The following is a 21,018-nucleotide window of genomic DNA, read 5'->3' as shown; positions in this document are numbered from 1 at the left end:
GAGTAACCAATGAAATATATTAAACATAGCCTTTCAGCACTGGGTTTAGCTATTAGTATGGCTGCAGGTGGTATGAGTTTTTCTGTCTCAGCAAATGAACCAACGTTATCTGAAGCCGACTTTAAAGAGGCCCAATTACATTACTTTCAGCGCTGCGCAGGTTGTCATGGTGTATTACGAAAAGGGGCAACAGGTAAAAACCTTGAACCAGAAAACATGTTGAAAAAAGGCCAGCAGCGTTTAGAGAAGATCATTGCTTTAGGTACTGAAGGTGGTATGAATAACTTTGATGATTTATTCACCAAAAAAGAAATAGCTAATTTAGCTACTTTTATTCAAATGGCACCACCTGTGCCACCAGAAATGTCATTGGAGCAAATGCGCTCACATACCAAAGAGTATGTCGCCGTAAAAGACTACCCTACTAAACCACTGCACGGTTTAAACTGGAAAAATTTCTTTGTTGTTATTGAGCGTGATGCAGGGAAAGCGGCAATCATAGACGGCGACACGAAAAAAATAGTTACGCACATTGATACAGGTTACGCAGTACATGTAATTAAAGGTACTGAAAACCATGCAGTAGATACAGCGAAAGATGTTGGTCGTTTTTGGTACACCATTGGTCGTGACGGTAAAGTTAACAAAATAGATTTATGGCAAACGCCTGAAAAAATGTTAGTGGCTGAAACTAAAATGGCGTATGACGCTCGTGACATCGCAGTTTCTGGCGACGGTAAGTACGTGATAGCTGGTGGTTACTGGCCTGCGCATTTTGTCATTATGGATGCTCAAACGTTAAACCCTGTTAAAGTGGTTTCAACACGTGGTTATAACACAAAAGGTGAGTTTATTAATGAAGCGCGTGTAGCGGCTATTTATACGTCCCCGCTGGAAACCTCGTTCATTGTTGCCGTTAAAGAAACGGGGCAAATGTTACAGGTTGACTATAAAGACTTAGACAACTTAACCATTACTTCCATTGCCTCAGCAGAGTTTTTACATGATGGCTTCTTTGACCCGTCAGGTCGTTATTTCCAAATTGCTGCTAACGCTTCTAATGCAATGGTTGTGGTAGACACCCAAAAACGTAAGTTAGAGAAAATTATTGAAGTAGATAGCTTGCCGCACCCAGGTCCAGGTGCCAACTGGGTTGATAAAGACTGTGGCCCAGTAGGTGGCACGACGCATTTGGGGATTGGTTTAGTGTCTGTTTGGGGGAACGACCCCATTGGCCACCCAGATAAAGCCTGGGAGCTATGTTACGAAGTGGAAACCGACGGCGCTGGTGTCTTTATCCGTACACATGAAAACTCAGATTATGTGTGGGCAGATCAGTTAAAACACCCAGAGCCAGAAGTACAGCAATCAGTTCAAGTGTTTGATAAAAACACCCGTGAAATTGTAAAAACTATCCGGGTAACAGAAGAGGAAGGGAAAGCGGCACTTCATATGGAATTCAACAAAGGTGGCACCGAAGTTTGGGTGTCAGTTTGGAACCGTAAAGATGCAAGGAACCCAACCGGTGAAATTGTCGTTTATGATGCTAAAACATTGAAAGAAATAGCCCGCATTAAAGGCTTAACTACACCAACGGGTAAATTTAATGTCTATAACCGTGTAAACCACAAAACTTAAGTATTAGCTTAATGTAGGCTGGACTTTCTGAGGTAACTTTTTTGCTCAAAAGTAGGGCCTTCCGTTAACGAAAGGGCATGATTTATGTCATGCCCTTTTTCATACTTTAGGCTTAACCCATCAACATTTTGTTCAACAAAGTATTGAGTTAAATCATCACGAGTCATTCGTTCGTAGGAATTAGCATGGCAAATAATACAGTAAAAAAAACGAGTTTCTGGTCACGCCGACTCATATTAGGCACCACGGTTTCTAGTGCCCTTATTTTCTTTATCGTTGGTATTGTTTTTTGGGGCGGGTTTAATACCGCTATGGAAGCAACCAATACCACAGAGTTTTGTATTGGTTGTCATGAAATGGAGGCCAATGTCTACCAAGAATATACACCCACTATTCATTTTACTAACCGTACAGGTGTTCGAGCAGGTTGCCCTGATTGTCACGTACCAAGGCCTTGGATTCATAAAATGGTGCGAAAAATTCAAGCATCAAGAGAAGTGTTTTTCTGGTTAACGGGCAAAATAGACAGCAAAGAAAAATTTGAAGAACATCGTTTTGAGCTAGCGCAAAGCGTATGGAAAGCAATGAAAGAAACTGACTCAAGAGAGTGTCGTAATTGTCATAATTTTGAATCTATGAATCCTGAATTTCAAAAACCACGTGCACGCAAGCAGCACTTAAACGCTTTTAAAACTGGGCAAACTTGTATTGATTGCCATAAGGGGATTGCTCACCATAATGTGCGAGATAAATTATCAGATGAAGCCTTAGATAAATTAGAAGCACCCAATCCTGACTATATTCGTGAAATACCTCAAGAGTATAAAGATGGCTTAGCACGTATTGAAGCAAAGGAAGCTGCGCAAGAAGCTAAGCTAAAAGCAGAAGCATTGGCTGAAAAACAGAAGTTAGAACAACGAGTTTCTGCGGCTGTCGCTGCCGCTATCGCGAGCACAGCGAGTTCAACTACAGCTGCACAAGAGAGCAAGGGGGCTAAAAGTAATAGTGCTGTAAGCGATATTCAAGTTGACTGGGCCAAAGCAAGCTCAACAGATATTGGCGTTTTTTATCCCGGTACAGCCTCAATGGAGTGGGTTTTAGGTCGCCGTCATGGTGGTAAACGCGCATTCACCAAAGGTGACCGCTGTATTGACTGTCATGGTAAAGAAATTGCTGATATGGGTAATAATATTGTCACTGGCGAGAGCGATAAAGACTTAGAGCCTAATGTGATCCCAGGTAAACGAGGAAGTTTTGAAGTGACTATTGAGGCCACCCACGATACAGAAAACCTTTTCTTAAGGTTTAGCTGGCCAGAAGGCGAACATGCCGCGGTACCTTTTGTTGAGGGAGGGAAAATGGATCCAGAAAATCCAATGAAACTTGCTATTATGTTAGCAACAGATGACGTTGAGTATGCAGATAGAGCCGGTTGCTGGGGCACATGTCATGCTGACGCTAATACTATGCCGTTTGCACCTGAACCCGAAGTGCTTAAAGGCTCAGACCTAGCTGAACGCTTAAACCTAAATAGCGCAGGTGTGACTAAGTACTTAGCTGAATCTCGAACTGGTATTGAGCTCAAAGGACGCCGAGGTAAGGCACTAGGTGGCTGGGATAAACTGAAAGATGAAGCTGAGATAAAAGCGGCACAAGCGTCTAATCAGTTTATGGATCTTGTGCGCTACAAGTCAGGCACTGACGTGGTAGAAGATGGAAAAATATTAGCCTTGCGAGATATGCATGGTGGCCAAGGTGGGGAAGTTGAAGCAGCACTAAAAAATGGTACCTGGTCTGTTATTATTAAGCGTAAGCTAAAATCAGCACAAGCAGGCGATATTAGCATTGAAGCTGGTAAAGTGTATAATTTTGGTTTTGCGATACACGATGACTATTCAAGCGCTCGATACCACCATGTATCATTTGGCTACAAGCTGGCACTGGATAACGCAGCGGCTGAAATTAATGCTAAAGCGCAGTAGTTTATGACAGTAAACCATCTATAGCCTTCAATAATATGTAAAGCTTGATATTATAAGGCATGACAAGTGATGACTTTCGTTTGAATAGCATCACTTGTTCCCCTTAATATAAATCAAACTTTTTTTTCTACCGCTCTGCTAAACTAAACTCATCGTTTGGGCAAGTAGGAAAACAAATGAAGCCTGATGTATCAACGGCAATGCAAACGCTTATTGACCAAATTCAAACCGCGCTACCTTTTGACAAACCAGAGCATGAAATATGTGCAGGTAAATGTATTGGTTGTGCTAAAAAAATGTTGGAATATATGGGGAGTGAACTCGACTATTATCAATGCCAACTTGATAACGGGGTGGCACCCACCTTAGGTGAAATTAGTGATTTAGCCCGAGTTGCTAAAAAAGTGCATCGCAACATGGTGAAAAATAACTTAGTTTAGAGCTAATGACGTTGATAATAAAAACATTGGCTGCGTTTTGTTTATTACCTTATTATAATTACTTCCTAACAATGTGAGGCATTGCCTTGCCATCATTCTAGACTTATTGGTAGGGTTACTCTGCTCATTTGTCGCATTGAGCATAATACCCGCTAAAACCAATGTTTACTGGCTACATACTATCTCGCTATATTATGTGTTAAAAATTATGCTATTGTTGTTAGTGTTGTGACGCTTTGTTAGCAGCTATCGGACAACAATCCAGTAAACAAGTAGCACCACAGTGAGCACTTTGCTTTTAACTAAAGTTCTTTGGAGGTTTTATGCAAGAGCATGGCTCTTTTACGTTAGAAATAATCGACCAAACACTTATTGTACAATGTTTTGGGGCTTGGAATATTGAAACAGTATTAAGGCTATGTGTAGAATATAAAGCCTTAGTTGAAACTATTTATGATAAGCCTTGGGCATGCTTGGTTGATTTAAGCCAGTGGGAATTATCAACCCCTGAAATGTGGGACGAAATTAACACGCTAAACCAATGGGCTAATATCAATAACCAAAAGTATGAAGCGGTTATTTGTAGTTTGTCATTACAAGAAGTGTTAATGGAAAATAGTCATGTAGTGTTGACCAATGTGGAAACTCAGTTTTGTGACAATAGAGAACAGGCGTATGTGTGGTTAAACAGTAAAGGTGTTTTAACAATGCCTTAGCAAGCTACAATAGTATTGGCCGTTTTACAAGCAGGGGAGTGGTTAGTTATTATGGTTTTTTATAGTGAGTAAGTATGTTTATTGGAAATAATAAAAGTATCATCACCCCTTGTATAGGACAATGCAATTTAGATGAAAATGATAACTGTATTGGGTGTTATCGAACGGCACTGGAGATTAGCACCTGGGTAGATAAGTCAGAAGATGAAAAAATTGCGATAGTGATCAGATGTAAAAAAAAGATCGCTGCCAATGTGCAAAATAGTTAACAACGACAGAGCATAACGTGATTTCAAAATTACCTCGTTGGGTAGAGTATGGTGCCTTTGTGCTGGCTCTAGTGGCCGGCCTTGTCAATTCCATCGGCTTGTTAGGCTTTGCTCATCAGTCGACTTCTCATTTATCAGGAACGGTAACCCTTTTAGGTACTGGCCTTGTTGATGCGAATGTTACAGATATTCTCCACTTAGCCTTAATCTTGCTCAGTTTTTTTCTTGGATCTGCTATTTCTGGCTATTCATTACGCGATGGCTCATTAACACTGGGCCGAAACTACAGCGCTTTATTAATAGTTGAGGCGACCTTTCTCGTCAGTGCCATTTATTTCTTATCTAATAATTCATCATATGGTCACTACCTAGCATCAGCCGCTTGTGGTTTGCAAAATGCTTTTGCCACCACTTATAGCGGTGCTGTTGTTCGAACCACACACCTTACGGGAATATTTACTGACCTAGGTATTATGCTAGGCGCTAAATTGCGTGGCGAGAGCTTTGACCAGAGGAAGGCATTGTTATATTCGCTGATTATTGTTGGTTTTATTATCGGTGGTGCATTAGGCACGTATCTTTTTAGCGTTATTAAATTTTATGCGCTATTAATTCCTGCCAGTATTTGTTTAGTATTGGCATTATCTTACTCTATTTATAATAAAGCTTCAGTAGAGACAGATGGTTAAGGGTGTGACTGATAAAAGATAAGTGAACGGTAGGTCACTACCTAAGCATTAGGGTGTTAACGATGAGAGCAGCACTTAGAGCAAAAATAATGGCGGTGTGTGACAAAAAAATAGCCAGCAAGGGCAGCGAGGTAGGTTTATCTTTCTACGCTTTTTTTGCCAATAAAAATGATACGCCTGAGTTGTTAATGGAAGTAGCAACCTGGTGGATTGAAAAGCATCAGCTAGACCACTTTGAAAAAGCAAATAAAGTCAAAAGTATGATTGAAAATAACCTATAAAAAATAACCTATAAATTAATTTCAATCATTAAAAATTGCTGATACCAAAAAACTATTTTGTTTAGGCAAAATAGTTTTTTGGTATTAATTACTTAGCAATGGCCTTGTTAAAATAGCACTGATAATGATGATAAAAATTAACAGTGAACAGCCAAATGTTATAGCTTAAACTCTTGTACAGATTGTTGTAATTCTTCAGAAAGGCGAGCCACTTCGCTGCTTGAAGCTGCGGTCTGTTGTGACCCCGCCGTGGTTTGTTCAGCAATAGTGACAATAGACTCAAGGTTTTCGCTAATTTCATGGGCAACAACACTTTGCTCTTCGGCTGCAGTCGCAATTTGCGAGCTGCGATCATAAGCTTCATGTACCGCATGCGTTATTATTTCTAAGGCTTTATCAGCTTCTTCTGACTGTGTTACACATTCACTGGCTTTGGCTTTACCTGTGTCCATTACAGTTACCGCTTTACCTGCACCTGTTTGCAGTGATTCAATCATCGTTTGAATTTCAGAAGTTGACTCTTGCGTTCTACTGGCTAGGGTTCTTACTTCATCAGCAACTACAGCAAAGCCTCGGCCTTGCTCACCTGCACGTGCTGCTTCAATGGCAGCGTTTAACGCAAGTAAGTTGGTTTGGTCAGCAATACTACGTATAACATCTAAAATACCGCCAATAGAAGAACTGTCTTGTTGTAGTTGGTTAATAACATGGGCAGCAGCATCAACCTCATTGGCTAGTTGTTCGATGGTTTGACGATTTCTACCTGATATTATTTTAACACGTTCGGCTTCATCGTCAGCGTTTTTAATTTCGCTCAGTGCATCGTGCGCACTTGATAAAACGCTTTTGGCAGTACTACTCATTTCTGTGGTGGCAGAAGCCGCTTGTTCAACTTGATTACGTTGCTCTTCTATTGCCACGGTACTCTCTGCTGTTACTGTTGATGTTTCTTCAGCAGCGGCGGCTAGTTGAGCAGAGCGGTTGACAATACCTTCAATAAGCACACGTAAACTATCAATAAGTAAATTACAGTTTCTGGCTAATTGTGCAAATTCGTCTTTACCGCTTTCATCTAATTTACGTGATAGGTTGCCTGAAGCCACAACATTAAGGATATCATTAACACGACCGAGCGGGCGAGTTATGCTCAACAAAGTAAAGCGGGCAATAACAATAGCAATAATAATTGATACAACTGAGATAATAGCGGTTTGTGTATTCCCACTGGCAACAGAGTCTTCAATTAACAGGCTTGATTCTTGGGTTGTTTTATTGGCAAGCTCTACTTGTTTTTCTAATATGTTATTAGCATTAATAGAGCTTTCTTCTACAGACGCTAGCATCATTTTAGCTTGCTGGTTAGCATTGAGTTGTGTTTTTTTATGGAATAAAATACCGCTATTAGTTGAGAGTAACTCTTCTACTTTAGTGAAAGAGCTTAATAAGTCCTCTGCAATGCCTTCAACATTGTTCATGGTTAGCTCAGCTATAATTTCATTTACTGACGCTTTGGCTCCTTCTAAACTAAATGAAATCTCACTTTCGATTAGTTCAGCAGTACTGTCTGATTTTATCCCTCTGTACTCTAAAGAGGAGGAAACAATGGCATTGAACTGGTTTTCCAATTGTTCACTTAATACTATAGCACGTTGCAAATGGCTATCAGCTAATTTGTGGTAGGCTAGGTCGAGCAATAAAGTAACTGAATTATCGGCTTCTTCTTCAAGCACATCCACTTTTTCACTTAATAATATACTTTGTTCAATGGCTATTTTTCTATTTTCAAAGACAGCCAATACTGATTTTTCAAACGAGGCAAAAACGTCAGAGAGCTTATTTAAATTATTAATTAAGTTACTCTCATCTTGAACGAGGGTTTTTAGCTGTTCAAAATCAGGAGTAAATTGCGCATTGATAAGTTGATAATTTGTTAAGTCGCTATTTAATAGTTTGAGGTCTGTTTGATAAAAGCCTTTTAGCGTTGAATTCTCCATTTTTCCTAGCTCTAAGGATAATTTATTACTGCCTTGTAAAGTGGGAATCGCCAACTGACTTTGTTGCTGAGTAGAATAGCTAATTGTATTTAAATTAAGTAGCGAGATCAGGCTGATTAAAATAAGCAAAATTGAAATGATGGCAAAACCACCGATTATTTTCATTGCCACAGTTAAATTCATATATACCACCAATTTGTTTTATAAAGTCATTAGCCAATAATGATAAGTAAGGCTATTGGATAACAATTTTATTATGTTATTTTATTGTGCGTTAGTTATACGTTTATACGTTAGTTTTTTATATTTGTATAAAGCCTATTCTCTTGACATCCGTTGTGCGCTAATAGTGTATACATATATTTATTATTTTTATAATGCATATTGATATGAAAAGCTACCAATTAATTCAGTATATCAAGCTGTACAACTTTTTCATCCTTTTATGGTTTTTTTAGCTTACTTTACTACAACTTACTTTGATGTGACTGTTCTGTAAATAGCTTTTTATCATGCCAGCGTAACAGCGTTAAATGATTGCCCCAGACGCATCCTGTATCTAACGCATAAACATTGGGTATGGGGCAGTTACCCATAAGTGTAGCCCAGTGACCAAAAACCCAACTGGTTGCTTTGATAGTGCTTGAGAGCTCATACCAAGGAAGTAAAGGTATTTCACCTTGCTTTTTCGAGGGAGTAATGGCACTTTCGGTGGTCATATCAACGAGGGGGTTAGCGTTAGTCGCAAGGGGGTAAGTAGCAGGCAAGTTAAGTTGGTCACGGGGTAAAGCTAGCCCCTGTTGTTGTGTTGAAGGTGCTGATTTATTGTGAAGCTCTAAGTGCTTATTAAGGTAACAATAACGCATTCGGGTAAAAGCATTAACGCTATAACGAAACTTTTCTTCGTCGGTATTTGCTTGTTGCCAATTATTAGGTTTTTCACCATACATAACACTGAGCCATTGCTTTCTATTTTTTGAGCTTAAGCGCTGGTGAACAAAGTCTGCTTGTGCTATCGCTTCTTGTAAGCTCCATTGCGGTGATATACCAGCATGGCTCATGTAGGCATTGTCGTTACCTATTTGTTGTAACAGCGGTTGTTGAGCGAGCCAATTCATTAAGTCGTCAACATCAGCAGCAGCAAGTAAACAGTCGAGCTTGTCTTGTTTTTTTACTTTTTTTATACCGTGATAAACAGCAAGTAAGTGAAGGTCATGATTCCCTAAAACAACCTTGGCTGATTGTTTTAGGGACTTTATAAAACGTAATGTGGTTAAAGAGTCAGGGCCTCTGGCGACAAGATCACCAGCTAGGTATAGTTGGTCAACCTCTTGGTTAAATGCCACTTTTTTTAACAGGGCTGTCAGTTCACTATAACAGCCCTGGATATCACCTACTAAGTAAATAGCCATTAGTTATCGCGACTCTTGCTCGCTTGCTCTTTTCATGGCACGTCTGGAAACTTTTTTATTACTGCCTTGAGCTTGCTCAACTGGAGGGTGATCAACGATGAAATTAGCCAGTGTAATATAATTATCAAGGGTTAAGTTTTCTGGGCGCAGGTTTGCGTCAAGGCCAAGGTTTGCTAATTGCTCAACACTGATTAACTTTTTAAAGCCATTACGGATTGTTTTTCTACGCTGATTAAAAGCGGCTAAACACACTGTGTTTAGCGCGTTAATATCTTTAACCGGGTTTTTTATTTCAGCATGAGGTATTAGGCGCACAATCGCGGAGTCCACCTTGGGGGCAGGTTTAAACGCTTCAGGCCCTATTTCCATCACAGGAATTACCTGGCACTGGTATTGTGTCATAATGGATAAGCGACCATAAGCCTTAGTATGAGGCCCTGCAGCCATACGCTCTACCACTTCCTTTTGCAGCATAAAGTGCATGTCTTTAACTTTATCTTTAAAGGTTAATAAATGAAAAATTAACGGGGTAGAAATATTGTATGGCAGGTTACCAAAAATACGTAATGGGCTTTGTGTTCCGTCATCTTGTTGCACTAACTGAGAAAAATTAAAATGTAAGGCGTCGGTTTCATATATAGTTAAATAAGGCGCCAAAAAAGGATGATGGCGCAATCTTTCCGCGAGATCCCTGTCTAACTCTACCACAGACAACTGCTTAGCTCTCTCTATTACTGGTTCTGTAAGTGCGCCAAGGCCTGGGCCAATTTCAATTAAGTTTTCGCCAGGCTCTGGGTTAATCGCATCGACTATGTCACTAATAACCGCATCATTGTGGAGGAAGTTTTGACCAAAGCGCTTTTTAGCTTGATGACCTAAATGGGTTTTACTGTTCATAAATATTCTCTAGTTGTCAGGCTAATTAGCGGGGTTTACTGCTGTTTGCTAAGTGAATTGCATTGTTCATTGCTTCCATTAAACTGCCAGACTCAGCGATACCAGTACCTGCTAGGTCAAGTGCGGTGCCATGATCAACTGAAGTGCGAATAAAAGGTAAGCCCAGAGTAATATTAACCGAAGAGCCAAAACCTTTATATTTTAATACGGGTAAGCCTTGGTCATGGTACATAGACAGAATTGCATCAGCATCTTTTAAGTATTTTTCTTGAAAGATAGTGTCAGCAGGTAAAGGGCCAATAATATTGATACCTTCGTTTCTAAGCTCAGCAAAAGCGGGTTGCATTACTTCAATTTCTTCGCGACCTAAATGGCCATCTTCACCGGCATGTGGGTTAATACCACAGGCATAAATTTTAGGCGCTTCTATGCCAAACTTACTTTTTAAGTCTTGGTGTAAAATACGAGTTACTTTTTGTAAGCGCTCAATAGTAATGGCTTTGGCCACATACGCTAAAGGAATATGCGTGGTGACTAAGGCAACACGTAAACCTTCAGTTGCTAGCATCATTACCACATCAGTACAATTGGCTTGATTGGCAAAAAACTCAGTATGCCCACTAAAAGAAATGCCTGCTTTATTAATTAAGCCTTTATGTACAGGGCCTGTAACAATAGCGTCAAACTCGCCTGACATATTTTTATCGCTTGCTACTTTTAGCGTTTCAACAACATAAGCACCATTGTTGGGGTCAAGCACGCCTGTGACCGTTGGCTTGGCTAACGGTATATCTAGAATTGTTAAAGTGCTTTTGGCTTGGGGTTGTGCTGCTTTACTGGCGTCATAATCAATGAGTGTTATGGGCAAATTAAGTTGTTTGGCGCGCTCTTCTATTAGTGCTTTTGAAGCCACGACCACAACTTGTACTGGCCAAGATTGTTGTGCAATTGTTATCACTAAATCTGGGCCAATACCTGCCGGCTCTCCAGGTGTAACAGCAATACGTTTAGTCATGCTTATTTATCCTGTTCAAAAATTTCAATGTAAGCTTCATCACGGGTTTCTTTCATCCAACGCGCATCTTCAAGGGCATATTTGCGGTTGTGAAGAATTTGATAAGCACGGTTTTTGTTCATTTGTGAGGTGGCATCTACCATGCGGCGGTCATTCAATTGAATAATATGCCAGCCGAATGAAGAGCGAAAAGGTTTGTGATATTCGCCAACTTTCATGGTTGCGAGTGCTTCTTTAAAAGCAGGATCATAACTGTTAGGGTCTGCCCAGCCTAAATCACCACCACGAACAGAGGTTGGACCATCTGAAAACTCTTTAGCCGCATCGGCAAAGGTGATGTCACCGGCTTTAATTTTATCCAGTATCTCTTGTAATTGTGCTTCCGCTTTAGCTTCGCTTAAAATAATAGAAGGGGTAATTAAAATATGGCTCGCTTTTACCTCTTCAACCTCGACAATTTTACGGCCGCGAATATCCAAGACTTTAACAATACTAAAACCCAAGCCAGTGCGAATAGGGCCAACCAGTGTGCCTTTATCTTTGCCTGCGATTAATTCAGAAAAAAGTGTTGGCATTTCATTGATGTTTTTCCAGCCAAGATCACCCCCTGAAAGTGCGTCTGCCCCACCGGATGAAGCGATAGCTATTTTTTTAAAGTCAGAGCCGTTTTCAAGTAATTCAATGACTTTGTCAGCACGTACTTTACTGGCACTGATATCTTCTTGTGAAGGATCAGGCGGAAACTCTATGAGTATATGGCCAAGCTGATACTCAACATCATTGTTTGACTGCTCTTTCATTAAGTCTAATAAATTTGCCACTTCTTGCGGTGAAATATAAATTCGTCGTTGTACGCTATTGCGTCGAACTTCACCAGAAATTAGTTCAGTGCGAATATTTTCACGGTATTTTTCATAGTCAGCGCCATCATCAATCAGTGCTTGACGAAATTGTGACAAGGTCATTTTATTTTCTTTTGCCATATTTGAGATGGTTTGATCAAGTTGTGCATCGCTCACTTGTATTCCCATACGCTCACCAATTTGTAGGGTTAAGCTATCGTTAATGAGTTTGTCCATCACTTGCGTGCGCAGTGCTTGATCAGAAGGTAGCGATTGGTTGTTTCTGCTTGCCTCCTGCTTAATAATTTTTAAAAGATCAGTGACTTCAGACTCAAGTACTACGCCACTGTTAACAATTGCGGCTACCTTGTCTAATTGCTGCTCTTTGGCTTGCGCTGCCTGTATTCCTGAGAACACAATACTGGTTAGTATTAATGTTTTAAGTAAAATAGTTACTAAATTTTTCATGAATTACTACATCTTGGTTAGGGTGTATTAAAAAATTGTTTTATGTTTAGTTTTGTAAATAGTAAGGACGTTTATAGCCAAAAATACTTGAGTTAAACATTTCTTGTGTGCCTATGGCATCTTGCTTACCATTGAGTCCTTTTATGATAAATTGTAGCTCAAAACCACTATTGAATTCATCACGATTGTCATTGGACACTTCACCATCATTTAAGTTTGAATTTATATGTCGGTGGTAAGCTATGCGTACTGCCCAGCAACAACTTTCATACTGTATACCGGCATAGCTCTCTAAACTACGCTGCTCTTTTAAATCTTGAGTAACGCGACCAACAAATGCCCAATCTTTGTTAATAGCAACATTTGCTAGCAATGATGCTTGCTCTAAGCTACTACCTGAGACATTGCGAGTATACCTATGGTTCAATTGAACTGAATTATATTTATCAATTTGGTAATTAATAGCCGCTTGGCTCTTATTCGTGAAGCTATCAATTGTATTGTATTGTATATCACTACTAATTTGCCACTTATGATTTAAGCGATAAAATAAATTGGCGGCAAGCGAAGACTGTTGGTTATCTGTTTTGTTGTCATTATTAACCAAGGTGCCATTAATGGTATAGAGCGAATTATTGTCAGATAAGTATTGAATGCGGCCAATGCTTAAACGCACAACTTCCAAGTTTGACTGATCTAAAAGTCGAGTTGTTACACCCCAGGTGTATTGATTAGCGCTGGCTACCCTGTCTAAACCACTATAACTGCGGTCACGAAATAAGCCATTAAAGTCATCTTGTAAATTAGATGTATCATAAAGCCCAATGGTGGTTTGATCTTTTTCTGGAATATATAAATACTGAATTTGAGGCTCTACCGTTTGAGTATAATGGTTGTTAAAAAGAGTCAGATTGCGATCAAAGTTAACGCCACCGTGAAAGCGCACCTTAGGTAAGGTTCGGCTTGCCGTTGAGGTGAGTTGGCTGCCTATTTGAATATTATCTTGTTGATAATAAGTATGCATTAATTTAAATTCTGAATTTAAAAACCAAGCGGGTGTAGATATAGGGAAATTAACACTCGCTTCAACATGGTAACGATTAGCGTTGACTTGTTCTTTATTGTCAGATTGAAAGCTTGTGAGTTCAGAATATAGCACTAACTGCCCTGGTAACCCATAGTCTGATAATAAAGCGATGGGCTCTTGGGCTGATATTTCTATATGAGGTAAGGTTTTATAGCTGGCTTGATGGTTACCAAACACTTCGAAGTCTTGCAGCTTCATGGTGGCTTGCCATTGCTCGCCAAAATAAGATAGTTCACCTATTTGGTATAAATAAGCGTCATTCGCATTATATTGCTTGGAGCCAATATCAATTAAATAGTTCTCATCACTAATTTTGGTGTAGTCAAGGTATGCACGAAAGTTGTCTGAAAAGGTGCCAATATGTTGAAACCGCGCAAGGTAGCGCGCAGCGTCATTAGATTTAAGCTCGTTATCTTTATGTAGGTACTCTAGGTCAACACTGCCGCTTTGCAGCCCAGACAAATAACGAAACTCTGTTTTAAGTTGTGCACCCCGTTTAGACAGGTAATTAGGTGTAATAACTGCGTCCATGTTTGGGGCAATATTCCAATAATAAGGGGTTTCAATTGAGATACCTGAATTGGTAGAGCTACTAATGCGAGGGTATAAAAAACCACTTTTTCGTTGGTTAGAAACCGGAAAAGTAAAATAAGGTAAATATAAAATAGGTGTATCAAATAACCGCACTTGTGCGTGGTATGCTTGCCCTTCATTACCGTCTGCAGAAATATTGATTTTAGCAGCTGTTATTTGCCAAGCAGGGTTGTCACCAAGACAGGTGGTATACGTTGACCCCGCTAAACTTAAGCCTTCTGTTGCGTTTATTTGTAACTCTTTTGCACTACCGTGGCCTGGGTTGCCATACAGCTGGTAAGCTGCATTAAGCATGGTGCTTTTTTGTTCGTTTTTACTGGCAAAAAGCTCACTCGCAAGAATACCAATATTTTGATTTTGATAGTGTATATTGCCCTTGGCATTAAAGGTCATCAATAGGCGATCAAAGTGCAGGCGATCAGCCTGAATAATTTGGTTTTTGTCTACTAAGGTTACACCACCGGTAAAATCAGCGATCTGATCTTTTTCAATACTTGAATAAGTAGAGGTAATGTTAATACTGTCATCTGTTATTGTAGGAGCTTGGGTAACCATCGGGAGATAGGTTGGAATAGCACACTGAAACTGCTCTTGCGTTGGCTTAGCTGCACCTGGAATAGCATTTGTTTCAGCTACCGCAGACAGTGGAAATGTCAGAGAAAATAAAACGATGAAAAAAAAGAATACTTGGAAAAAATGCATTAATTTGTAAATGTTATCTTAAATATGCGTCATTAAACATATATGATATAGCAATTATAGCCTGCTAGCTACGAGTAAATAACACATAACGTTTAGAGGAATACTTTTAAAATGCGTATTTGGGGAAAAGTTTTAGGGTTTTTATTTGGCTTTATGCTAAGTAAAAACCTCTTTGGGGCCTTGCTTGGGGTTTGGCTTGGTCATCTATTTGATCGTGGCAGAGGCTTTGATTTTGATGGTATGTCTGGTGGCAAAGAAGATGAAGTTGCGCGTCAAGCGGCTTTCTTTTACACCACGTTTTCGGTGATGGGGCATGTCGCTAAAGCGAAAGGGCAAGTGACTAATCATGAAATTGCTTTTGCAACGGCTTATATGGATAAGCTTGGCTTAACCAGCGAATTACGCCAACAGGCACAAGATGCGTTTCGCGAAGGAAAAACGACAGGGTTTCCTTTAGCTGACAGGCTAAGAAAATTTAAACGTATTTGTGGTAATCGCCATGATTTACGCTTGATGTTTTTAGAAATTCAAATTCAAGTGGCTTTTTCTGATGGTGACTTAGACAGCAAAGAGCGTGAAGTATTACATACAATTGCTAAATTTTTAGGGTATTCGGCTCGTCAGTTAGACAACCTATTAGAAATGATCGTTGCTAGCGCCGCATTTAACCAACAAGCGGGGCAGAGTCAGCAGCAATTTAATGGGGGTAATGCCGCAACTAATGCTGGACAACTTGCGAATGCTTATAAAATTTTAGGGGTGAGTAAAGAAGACTCTAAAAGTGATATTAAAAAGGCGTACCGTAAATTAATGTCGCAGCATCACCCCGACAAGTTAATTGCTAAAGGGCTCCCACCAGCAATGATGGAAGCAGCGAAAGAAAAAACGCAAGACATTCAAGCCGCGTATGATTTAATTTCAAAACAGTCTTGATGAAGTAACCAGCTAAAGGGAGCTTAGTAACCAGCTAAAGGGAGCTTAGTAACCAGCTGTAAAAGGTTAACAATAGGCGGTAAAGTGGCCGCAGCTACTTTCCTTGCCATACTACCGCTTATTTGCTTTACCAGCCCATAGAGCGTAACCAGCTATTTATTTGAGTGAGTAACTCGGTCTCAGGATAATAGCCCGTGGCGTTATTATTTAACTGGCGTTGACGGTAATACACTTTCATTGACTGTTTAGCTAATGATAAGCGTTGTTGGGCTTTATATAACACAATGGGATTATCTTTTTGTAGGTACAAGTCTAAAACCGGGTATTCACTCGCCGCTAATTGTTTGGCAAAAGCGGTATTCGCTTCATCAATTAAATTATCACTTGTTAATAAGTAACTACTTAATAAGATTAGTGCATTAGGTGTTTGGTCAAGCCGTTGGTCATTATTTTGCTGTAAAAGATCAACTACCAGCGCACCATGACTCCCTTGCGTAATAATGACAATAATACCTGGGTACTCTTTCGCTTTGCTGATGACAGCATTCATCATAGTCGCTAGCTTTAGTTGATAGGTAGTTATGATAGTTTGGTTTTCTTGTTGTTGTTGGCTCTCTTTTAAGGCTGTTGATGGATAGTTTTCAGGCTTGCTTTCTGGCTGGATACTAATGGTAGTCCAACCCTGTTTAGGTAGTTGTTTACGTAAAAAGTTAATTGCTTTCGGGCTGGTTGCGCTTTGTTGCCAATCAGGCAATAAAATTGCCACTCCTTTGTTATTAACGCTAGTACTTTCCGTAAGCAAAGTGCTGTAGTTGTCAGGTCCTGCTAATAAAGGCTCTACTTTATTACTAGGGAAGTAATGGGCTAAATCAGCGTTAGATTGTTTTGTCAGTGGCATTGCTGGCGGTGTCGGAATAACTTTTGGCGCAATGGCTTTTTTCTCTGAAGCAACGTCAGGATCTTGTGCTACAGTGTTGTCTGTAGGGGGCTCAGTTGTCGTGTCGGCAGGTGGCGCAGGCTCTTCTTGGGCTTTTATGTAGGTTTCTACAGGCTGCTCTTGAGTGTTTTGCTGCGCGATAGCATTCATGCTTAGCCAGGGGAGTACAAGGCAAAGAAGAAGTAATTTAAGTAATACAGATAATGTGCGCACAATGTTCCTCTATTGTTAGCTAATAAGCTTTTATCGGCTTATTAGCTAAAATGTTAAGCCAAAATGTTACGCTAGCATATTAATCAAAAGGACAAGGTGCAACAAAGTTAAGCTGTTCACCTGTCGTTGGGTGCGACAAAGTTAAGTTCTTTGCGTGTAGCTGTAATCTTGGGCTAGCGGTTAAAGCCTGCCCCTGTGCATACAGTCTGTCACCTAAAATAGGGTGCCCCAAGGCTAACATATGTACACGCAGTTGGTGAGATCGCCCAGTAATAGGGGTTAGCTCTACTAGGGTACTGTTATACTCCTTGGTTCGCTGGTTGGCTATGGCATCAGATATTTCAGCGGTATCTGCATTTAAGTCATTATTGGGCGTGCGTTGAGTGTCGAGGGTTGACTCGCGATAACTCAGCACCTGGTAGTGGGTTAATGATTGCTTACCATTATCATGATCCACCTTTTGCTTTGGTCGGTTTGGCCAATCACATATTAAAGGTAAATCTACGCTACCTTGTTGTTTTTTTATACGGCCAAATACACGGGCAATATAGCTTTTTTGCGTTTTACGCTGTTCAAATTGTCGGCTAATAAAAACATGCGCAGCTTTATTTAACGCCATAATAATAATGCCAGAGGTTGCCATGTCTAAACGATGCACTATGGTTGCCGTGGGCAAAACCCGTTGCACTCTGTTTTGTAAGCAATCCTGGTGCTCTGCTAAGCGACCAGGTACGCTTAATAAACCACTGCTTTTATTGAGCACAACAATATCATCATCTTGAAAAACAATATCAAGGTAAGGACTCATTGGTGGTTTGTAGATAAAATCAGGATTAGCCGTCATTAGTGGGTTACTACTATCATACGTACTGCTTCAAAGGTGAGTCCAGCCTTGTCTATGTAGTGGCTTAATTCACTTTGCTGATGGCTAATAAAGTCTATTTCAGCTTGTCGTACACTGGGGTTAATGGCTTTTAAAGCGATTAATCGCTGTTGCTCTTGCTCAAGCTTTGTTTGCATATTTTTTAGGGCTTTTGTTTGAATAGCTGCAATTTTCGCTTGGCCATGTGCTTCAGCTTTTTCCACTAATGGGCCAATTTGTGATTTTAAAGCTTTAATTAATTGTAAGGCAATTTGCTTTTTAGCCGGCGCTAATTGGTTATCTAATACCGTTTCACTGACTTTATCAGCAAGGTTATTACCACTTTTGTCTACTAAAACTCTAATGGGGGTGGTGGGTAAATAACGCCCCAGTTGTAAGTGGGCAGGAGCGGTTGCTTCTACGGTAAATAAACATTCTAAAAAGAAAGTACCTACGGGTAAGGCTTCATTTTTTAACAAGCCAATACTGGCGTTGCCTATTTCATCGCTAAGTACTAAGTCAAGCACGCCACGTACCATAGGGTGATCCCAGGTGAGTAACTGATAGTTTTCATTGGTTAAGGCAGTATTACGATCAAATGTTACGGTAGTGCCGTCTTCTGGTAAACAGGGAAAGTTACTATTGAGCATATGTTCACTGTGATTTAAGGCAATAGCATTGTCGGCTTTATCATCTTGTTGCACGCCAAAGACATCTAAGGCTTGAAACATAAACTGGGGTAACTGTATTTTTTGGTCATTTTTCGCTATTTTTTCGACTAGTTCATGAGCACGACCTTGGCCTGAAGAGTTTAGTTCAAGTAGTTTGTCACGGCCAGACTCTAATTCAGCTTTTAATTGGCAATGTTGTTGCCAGCTGTCCTTAATTAATTGCGCTGCTTGCTCAGTGTCTTGCTGTGCACTTAAGGCGAGTATTAGTAGCTCATTGCCATACGTTTCATACAGCACACGACCAGTAATACAGGTTTGTTCAAACGCTTGCATACCTTGCTGGTACCAGTTAAATAGCAAGTGTTGTGCAGAATCTTGAAAATAGGGAATATGGATGCGTATTATGTCGGTTTGACCAATGCGATCAAGGCGGCCAATACGCTGCTCTAACAGATCAGGGTTACTGGGTAAATCAAACAATACTAAATGATGAGCGAACTGGAAGTTTCGACCTTCACTGCCTATTTCAGAGCATAACAATACTTGTGCGCTGTCTTCGTCCTGGGCAAAATATGCGGCTGCCTTGTCCCGCTCAAATATTGATAAACCTTCATGGAAAACAGCCGCGCGAATACCTTCTTTAACTCTAAGGGCTGCTTCTAAGTCAATGGCTGATTGCGCATGTGCACATATCACTAACACTTTTTCTTTTTTAAGTGATTGCAGTAACGCAATTAAATAATCAACACGGGGGTCAAAGTCGGTCCAGGTATCTTTGCTTGAATCTAAGCCATATAGCATCTCTGGTGTGAAAATGAATTTAGCTTGTGAAGATTGCAGCAGTGCTTGCGGGGAATCGCTTAGCATAAAGTCATTTAATGCCTCTTGATATTGCTCTGGCATGATTAAGGGGGTTGGGTGTGTTTCGCGTGCAGGAAAGCCCTTAATAGTGTTGCGTGAGTTTCTAAATAAAATACGGCCAGTACCATGTCTATCAAGCAACTGTGCTAGCAATTGTTTGCGAACGTCTTCTTGCTCTTTAGCATTATCACTATTGAGTAGCGTTAATTGTGTAGCTACATCAGACTCTTTTAGTAAGTTTGCTAACGTTTTTTCTTGTGCTGCTGAGAGTTTTTCTCCTTCAACCAATGTATTGGCTGCATTGGCTACTTCACTATAGCGTGACTCTTCTTCTATAAACTTTTCGTAATCAAAAAACCTATCGGGGTCAAGTAAACGCAAGCGGGCAAAGTGGCCTTCATGGCCTAATTGGTCAGGTGTTGCTGTCAATAATAATACGCCAGGTATCACTTGCGCTAATTGTTCTATGCATTGGTATTCAATGCTGGGGTTATTTTCGCTATATTTCAAATGGTGCGCTTCATCAACAACCATTAAGTCCCACTCTTCCTTGATAAGTTCGTCATACCATTTGGCATTTTTTGTTATAAAACCTAAAGTAACCAACACTAATTGCTCGCTACTAAAAGGGTTGATAGCTTCTTCCCCCGCGACTTCTTGACAGCGCTCTTCGTCAAAAATACTAAAACTAAGGTTAAAACGACGTAGCATTTCGACTAACCATTGGTGCATTAAAGATTCAGGCACTATGATCAAAATGCGTTTCGCACGGCCACTGACCAACTGTTGATGAATAATTAGTCCCGCTTCAATGGTTTTACCTAAACCCACTTCATCGGCCAGTAACACACGAGGTGCAAAACGATTACCGACTTCATCAGCAATATACAATTGGTGAGGAATAAGGCTGACTCGAGCGCCAGTTAAGCCCATTAATTCAGACTGTTGCTGCTGGTATTGGTGGTGTAAACAGTCTTTGCGCAGACGAAACCAGTCAAGCCTATCAACCTGGCTATTGAGTAAACGGTCGTGCGGCTTATTAAACCGAATGAAGTGATCAATCATCACTTCTTTTAACGTTATTTCTTGGTTGCTTTCATCGCCTTCTTTTATGCCGTGGTAAGTAATAATGCCTTGCTCTTCAGTGCTTGACGTGACTTTTAAGCCCCAACCTTCATGGCTTGGAATGGTATCGCCAGGATTAAAAATTACACGGGTTAGGGGGGCATTCGCTTTGGCATATTGTCGTGATTCGCCAGTGGCAGTAAAAACAATAGTGACGAATCTGTGCTCGACGCCAGTTACCGTTCCTAACCCTTGCTCTGACTCACTGTCACTTATCCAACGCTGACCTACCTGAAATGGCATATAAAAAACTCCGAAAACTGAAAATTTAGCAAATGTTGCGAGGCTGATTGAGCAGCATTTAGCATTTAAAAAGGCGCTATTTTACCTTTTCGTTATTGATAATCATAGTTAGCTTTCGTAAAGATTAGCAATTATTCTTGTTATCTC

Annotated in this window: 18 protein-coding genes and 1 pseudogene; 9 read left to right on the top strand and 10 right to left on the bottom strand. The window is 40.3% G+C overall.

Annotated elements, in window-relative coordinates; all coding sequences use genetic code 11:
* Nucleotides 1-9 precede the first annotated feature (9 nt).
* Nucleotides 10-1,638: a cytochrome D1 domain-containing protein gene (locus tag AC0UA9_RS04650; RefSeq protein ID WP_475657702.1), complete on the top strand. Its 1,629-nt coding sequence runs from the start codon at nucleotides 10-12 to the stop codon at nucleotides 1,636-1,638.
* An 8-nt stretch (nucleotides 1,639-1,646) separates the two neighbouring features.
* Here AC0UA9_RS04650 and AC0UA9_RS04645 read toward each other — a convergent pair whose 3' ends face one another.
* Nucleotides 1,647-1,805: a hypothetical protein gene (locus AC0UA9_RS04645; protein WP_475657699.1), complete on the bottom strand. Its 159-nt coding sequence runs from the start codon at nucleotides 1,803-1,805 to the stop codon at nucleotides 1,647-1,649.
* 18 nt (nucleotides 1,806-1,823) lie between these two features.
* Between AC0UA9_RS04645 and AC0UA9_RS04640 the strand changes: the two are divergent.
* From AC0UA9_RS04640 to AC0UA9_RS04610, 7 genes and pseudogenes are all read left to right on the top strand, one after another.
* A pseudogene (locus AC0UA9_RS04640) lies at nucleotides 1,824-2,375 on the top strand (NapC/NirT family cytochrome c); the annotation flags it as partial.
* A gap of 348 nt (nucleotides 2,376-2,723) precedes the next feature.
* Complete coding sequence (locus AC0UA9_RS04635) at nucleotides 2,724-3,620, top strand: ethylbenzene dehydrogenase-related protein (RefSeq protein ID WP_475658174.1); 897 nt, start codon at nucleotides 2,724-2,726, stop codon at nucleotides 3,618-3,620.
* A gap of 176 nt (nucleotides 3,621-3,796) precedes the next feature.
* Entirely contained in the window at nucleotides 3,797-4,060 is a 264-nt protein-coding gene (locus AC0UA9_RS04630) for a hypothetical protein (RefSeq protein ID WP_475657696.1), read from the top strand.
* A gap of 323 nt (nucleotides 4,061-4,383) precedes the next feature.
* Nucleotides 4,384-4,776 (top strand): hypothetical protein, encoded by a 393-nt coding sequence (locus tag AC0UA9_RS04625; protein ID WP_475657693.1) that lies wholly within the window; start codon nucleotides 4,384-4,386, stop codon nucleotides 4,774-4,776.
* 74 nt (nucleotides 4,777-4,850) lie between these two features.
* Entirely contained in the window at nucleotides 4,851-5,045 is a 195-nt protein-coding gene (locus tag AC0UA9_RS04620; protein WP_475657691.1) for a DUF1289 domain-containing protein, read from the top strand.
* A 17-nt stretch (nucleotides 5,046-5,062) separates the two neighbouring features.
* Complete coding sequence (locus AC0UA9_RS04615) at nucleotides 5,063-5,734, top strand: YoaK family protein (RefSeq protein WP_475657689.1); 672 nt, start codon at nucleotides 5,063-5,065, stop codon at nucleotides 5,732-5,734.
* A 62-nt stretch (nucleotides 5,735-5,796) separates the two neighbouring features.
* A complete protein-coding gene (locus tag AC0UA9_RS04610) occupies nucleotides 5,797-6,015 on the top strand; it encodes a DUF6500 family protein (RefSeq protein WP_475657687.1) in 219 nt (72 codons plus the stop codon).
* 158 nt (nucleotides 6,016-6,173) lie between these two features.
* On the opposite strand, the gene AC0UA9_RS04605 is transcribed toward AC0UA9_RS04610, so the two are convergent.
* The 6 genes from AC0UA9_RS04605 to AC0UA9_RS04580 form a co-directional block, all read right to left on the bottom strand.
* Nucleotides 6,174-8,192 carry a methyl-accepting chemotaxis protein gene (locus AC0UA9_RS04605; RefSeq protein ID WP_475657686.1) on the bottom strand — a complete coding sequence of 673 codons (2,019 nt, stop codon included), beginning with the start codon at nucleotides 8,190-8,192 and terminating at the stop codon, nucleotides 6,174-6,176.
* 284 nt (nucleotides 8,193-8,476) lie between these two features.
* Complete coding sequence (locus AC0UA9_RS04600; protein WP_475657684.1) at nucleotides 8,477-9,421, bottom strand: symmetrical bis(5'-nucleosyl)-tetraphosphatase; 945 nt, start codon at nucleotides 9,419-9,421, stop codon at nucleotides 8,477-8,479.
* Nucleotides 9,422-9,424: 3 nt separating this feature from the next.
* The gene (gene rsmA / locus AC0UA9_RS04595) at nucleotides 9,425-10,318 is read right to left on the bottom strand and encodes a 16S rRNA (adenine(1518)-N(6)/adenine(1519)-N(6))-dimethyltransferase RsmA (protein ID WP_475657681.1); all 894 of its coding nucleotides are present in this window, start codon (nucleotides 10,316-10,318) and stop codon (nucleotides 9,425-9,427) included.
* Between the two features lie 25 nt (nucleotides 10,319-10,343).
* On the bottom strand, nucleotides 10,344-11,333 hold the full coding sequence (gene pdxA / locus AC0UA9_RS04590) for a 4-hydroxythreonine-4-phosphate dehydrogenase PdxA (protein ID WP_475657678.1): 990 nt from the start codon (nucleotides 11,331-11,333) through the stop codon (nucleotides 10,344-10,346).
* Nucleotides 11,334-11,335: 2 nt separating this feature from the next.
* Nucleotides 11,336-12,643 (bottom strand): peptidylprolyl isomerase SurA, encoded by a 1,308-nt coding sequence (gene surA / locus AC0UA9_RS04585; protein ID WP_475657675.1) that lies wholly within the window; start codon nucleotides 12,641-12,643, stop codon nucleotides 11,336-11,338.
* Between the two features lie 46 nt (nucleotides 12,644-12,689).
* On the bottom strand, nucleotides 12,690-15,026 hold the full coding sequence (locus AC0UA9_RS04580; RefSeq protein ID WP_475657674.1) for an LPS-assembly protein LptD: 2,337 nt from the start codon (nucleotides 15,024-15,026) through the stop codon (nucleotides 12,690-12,692).
* 111 nt (nucleotides 15,027-15,137) lie between these two features.
* On the opposite strand from AC0UA9_RS04580, the gene djlA reads away from it, so the two are divergent.
* On the top strand, nucleotides 15,138-15,959 hold the full coding sequence (gene djlA / locus AC0UA9_RS04575; RefSeq protein ID WP_475657672.1) for a co-chaperone DjlA: 822 nt from the start codon (nucleotides 15,138-15,140) through the stop codon (nucleotides 15,957-15,959).
* 127 nt (nucleotides 15,960-16,086) lie between these two features.
* On the opposite strand, the gene AC0UA9_RS04570 is transcribed toward djlA, so the two are convergent.
* The 3 genes from AC0UA9_RS04570 to rapA form a co-directional block, all read right to left on the bottom strand.
* Nucleotides 16,087-17,109, bottom strand: a complete 1,023-nt coding sequence (locus tag AC0UA9_RS04570; RefSeq protein ID WP_475657670.1) for a DUF3530 family protein — start codon at nucleotides 17,107-17,109, stop codon at nucleotides 16,087-16,089.
* Between the two features lie 79 nt (nucleotides 17,110-17,188).
* Nucleotides 17,189-17,953 (bottom strand): pseudouridine synthase, encoded by a 765-nt coding sequence (locus AC0UA9_RS04565; protein WP_475657667.1) that lies wholly within the window; start codon nucleotides 17,951-17,953, stop codon nucleotides 17,189-17,191.
* A complete protein-coding gene (gene rapA / locus AC0UA9_RS04560) occupies nucleotides 17,953-20,871 on the bottom strand; it encodes an RNA polymerase-associated protein RapA (RefSeq protein ID WP_475657664.1) in 2,919 nt (972 codons plus the stop codon). Before rapA ends, AC0UA9_RS04565 begins: the two co-directional genes overlap by 1 nt.
* Between the last annotated feature and the right edge of the window lie 147 nt (nucleotides 20,872-21,018).

It is taken from the genome of Colwellia sp. F1, assembly GCF_056238625.1.
This window is presented reverse-complemented; position numbering and strand designations above follow the sequence as displayed.

Bases quoted from the DNA above. Each gene is read 5' to 3' on its own strand.
- AC0UA9_RS04650 (WP_475657702.1), top strand. From the start codon at position 10: ATGAAATATATTAAACATAGCCTTTCAGCACTGGGTTTAGCTATTAGT.
- AC0UA9_RS04645 (WP_475657699.1), bottom strand. From the start codon at position 1,805: ATGACTCGTGATGATTTAACTCAATACTTTGTTGAACAAAATGTTGAT.
- AC0UA9_RS04635 (WP_475658174.1), top strand. From the start codon at position 2,724: ATGGAGTGGGTTTTAGGTCGCCGTCATGGTGGTAAACGCGCATTCACC.
- AC0UA9_RS04630 (WP_475657696.1), top strand. From the start codon at position 3,797: ATGAAGCCTGATGTATCAACGGCAATGCAAACGCTTATTGACCAAATT.
- AC0UA9_RS04625 (WP_475657693.1), top strand. From the start codon at position 4,384: ATGCAAGAGCATGGCTCTTTTACGTTAGAAATAATCGACCAAACACTT.
- AC0UA9_RS04620 (WP_475657691.1), top strand. From the start codon at position 4,851: ATGTTTATTGGAAATAATAAAAGTATCATCACCCCTTGTATAGGACAA.
- AC0UA9_RS04610 (WP_475657687.1), top strand. From the start codon at position 5,797: ATGAGAGCAGCACTTAGAGCAAAAATAATGGCGGTGTGTGACAAAAAA.
- AC0UA9_RS04605 (WP_475657686.1), bottom strand. From the start codon at position 8,192: ATGAATTTAACTGTGGCAATGAAAATAATCGGTGGTTTTGCCATCATT.
- AC0UA9_RS04600 (WP_475657684.1), bottom strand. From the start codon at position 9,421: ATGGCTATTTACTTAGTAGGTGATATCCAGGGCTGTTATAGTGAACTG.
- rsmA (WP_475657681.1), bottom strand. From the start codon at position 10,318: ATGAACAGTAAAACCCATTTAGGTCATCAAGCTAAAAAGCGCTTTGGT.
- pdxA (WP_475657678.1), bottom strand. From the start codon at position 11,333: ATGACTAAACGTATTGCTGTTACACCTGGAGAGCCGGCAGGTATTGGC.
- surA (WP_475657675.1), bottom strand. From the start codon at position 12,643: ATGAAAAATTTAGTAACTATTTTACTTAAAACATTAATACTAACCAGT.
- AC0UA9_RS04580 (WP_475657674.1), bottom strand. From the start codon at position 15,026: ATGCATTTTTTCCAAGTATTCTTTTTTTTCATCGTTTTATTTTCTCTG.
- djlA (WP_475657672.1), top strand. From the start codon at position 15,138: ATGCGTATTTGGGGAAAAGTTTTAGGGTTTTTATTTGGCTTTATGCTA.
- AC0UA9_RS04565 (WP_475657667.1), bottom strand. From the start codon at position 17,953: ATGACGGCTAATCCTGATTTTATCTACAAACCACCAATGAGTCCTTAC.
- rapA (WP_475657664.1), bottom strand. From the start codon at position 20,871: ATGCCATTTCAGGTAGGTCAGCGTTGGATAAGTGACAGTGAGTCAGAG.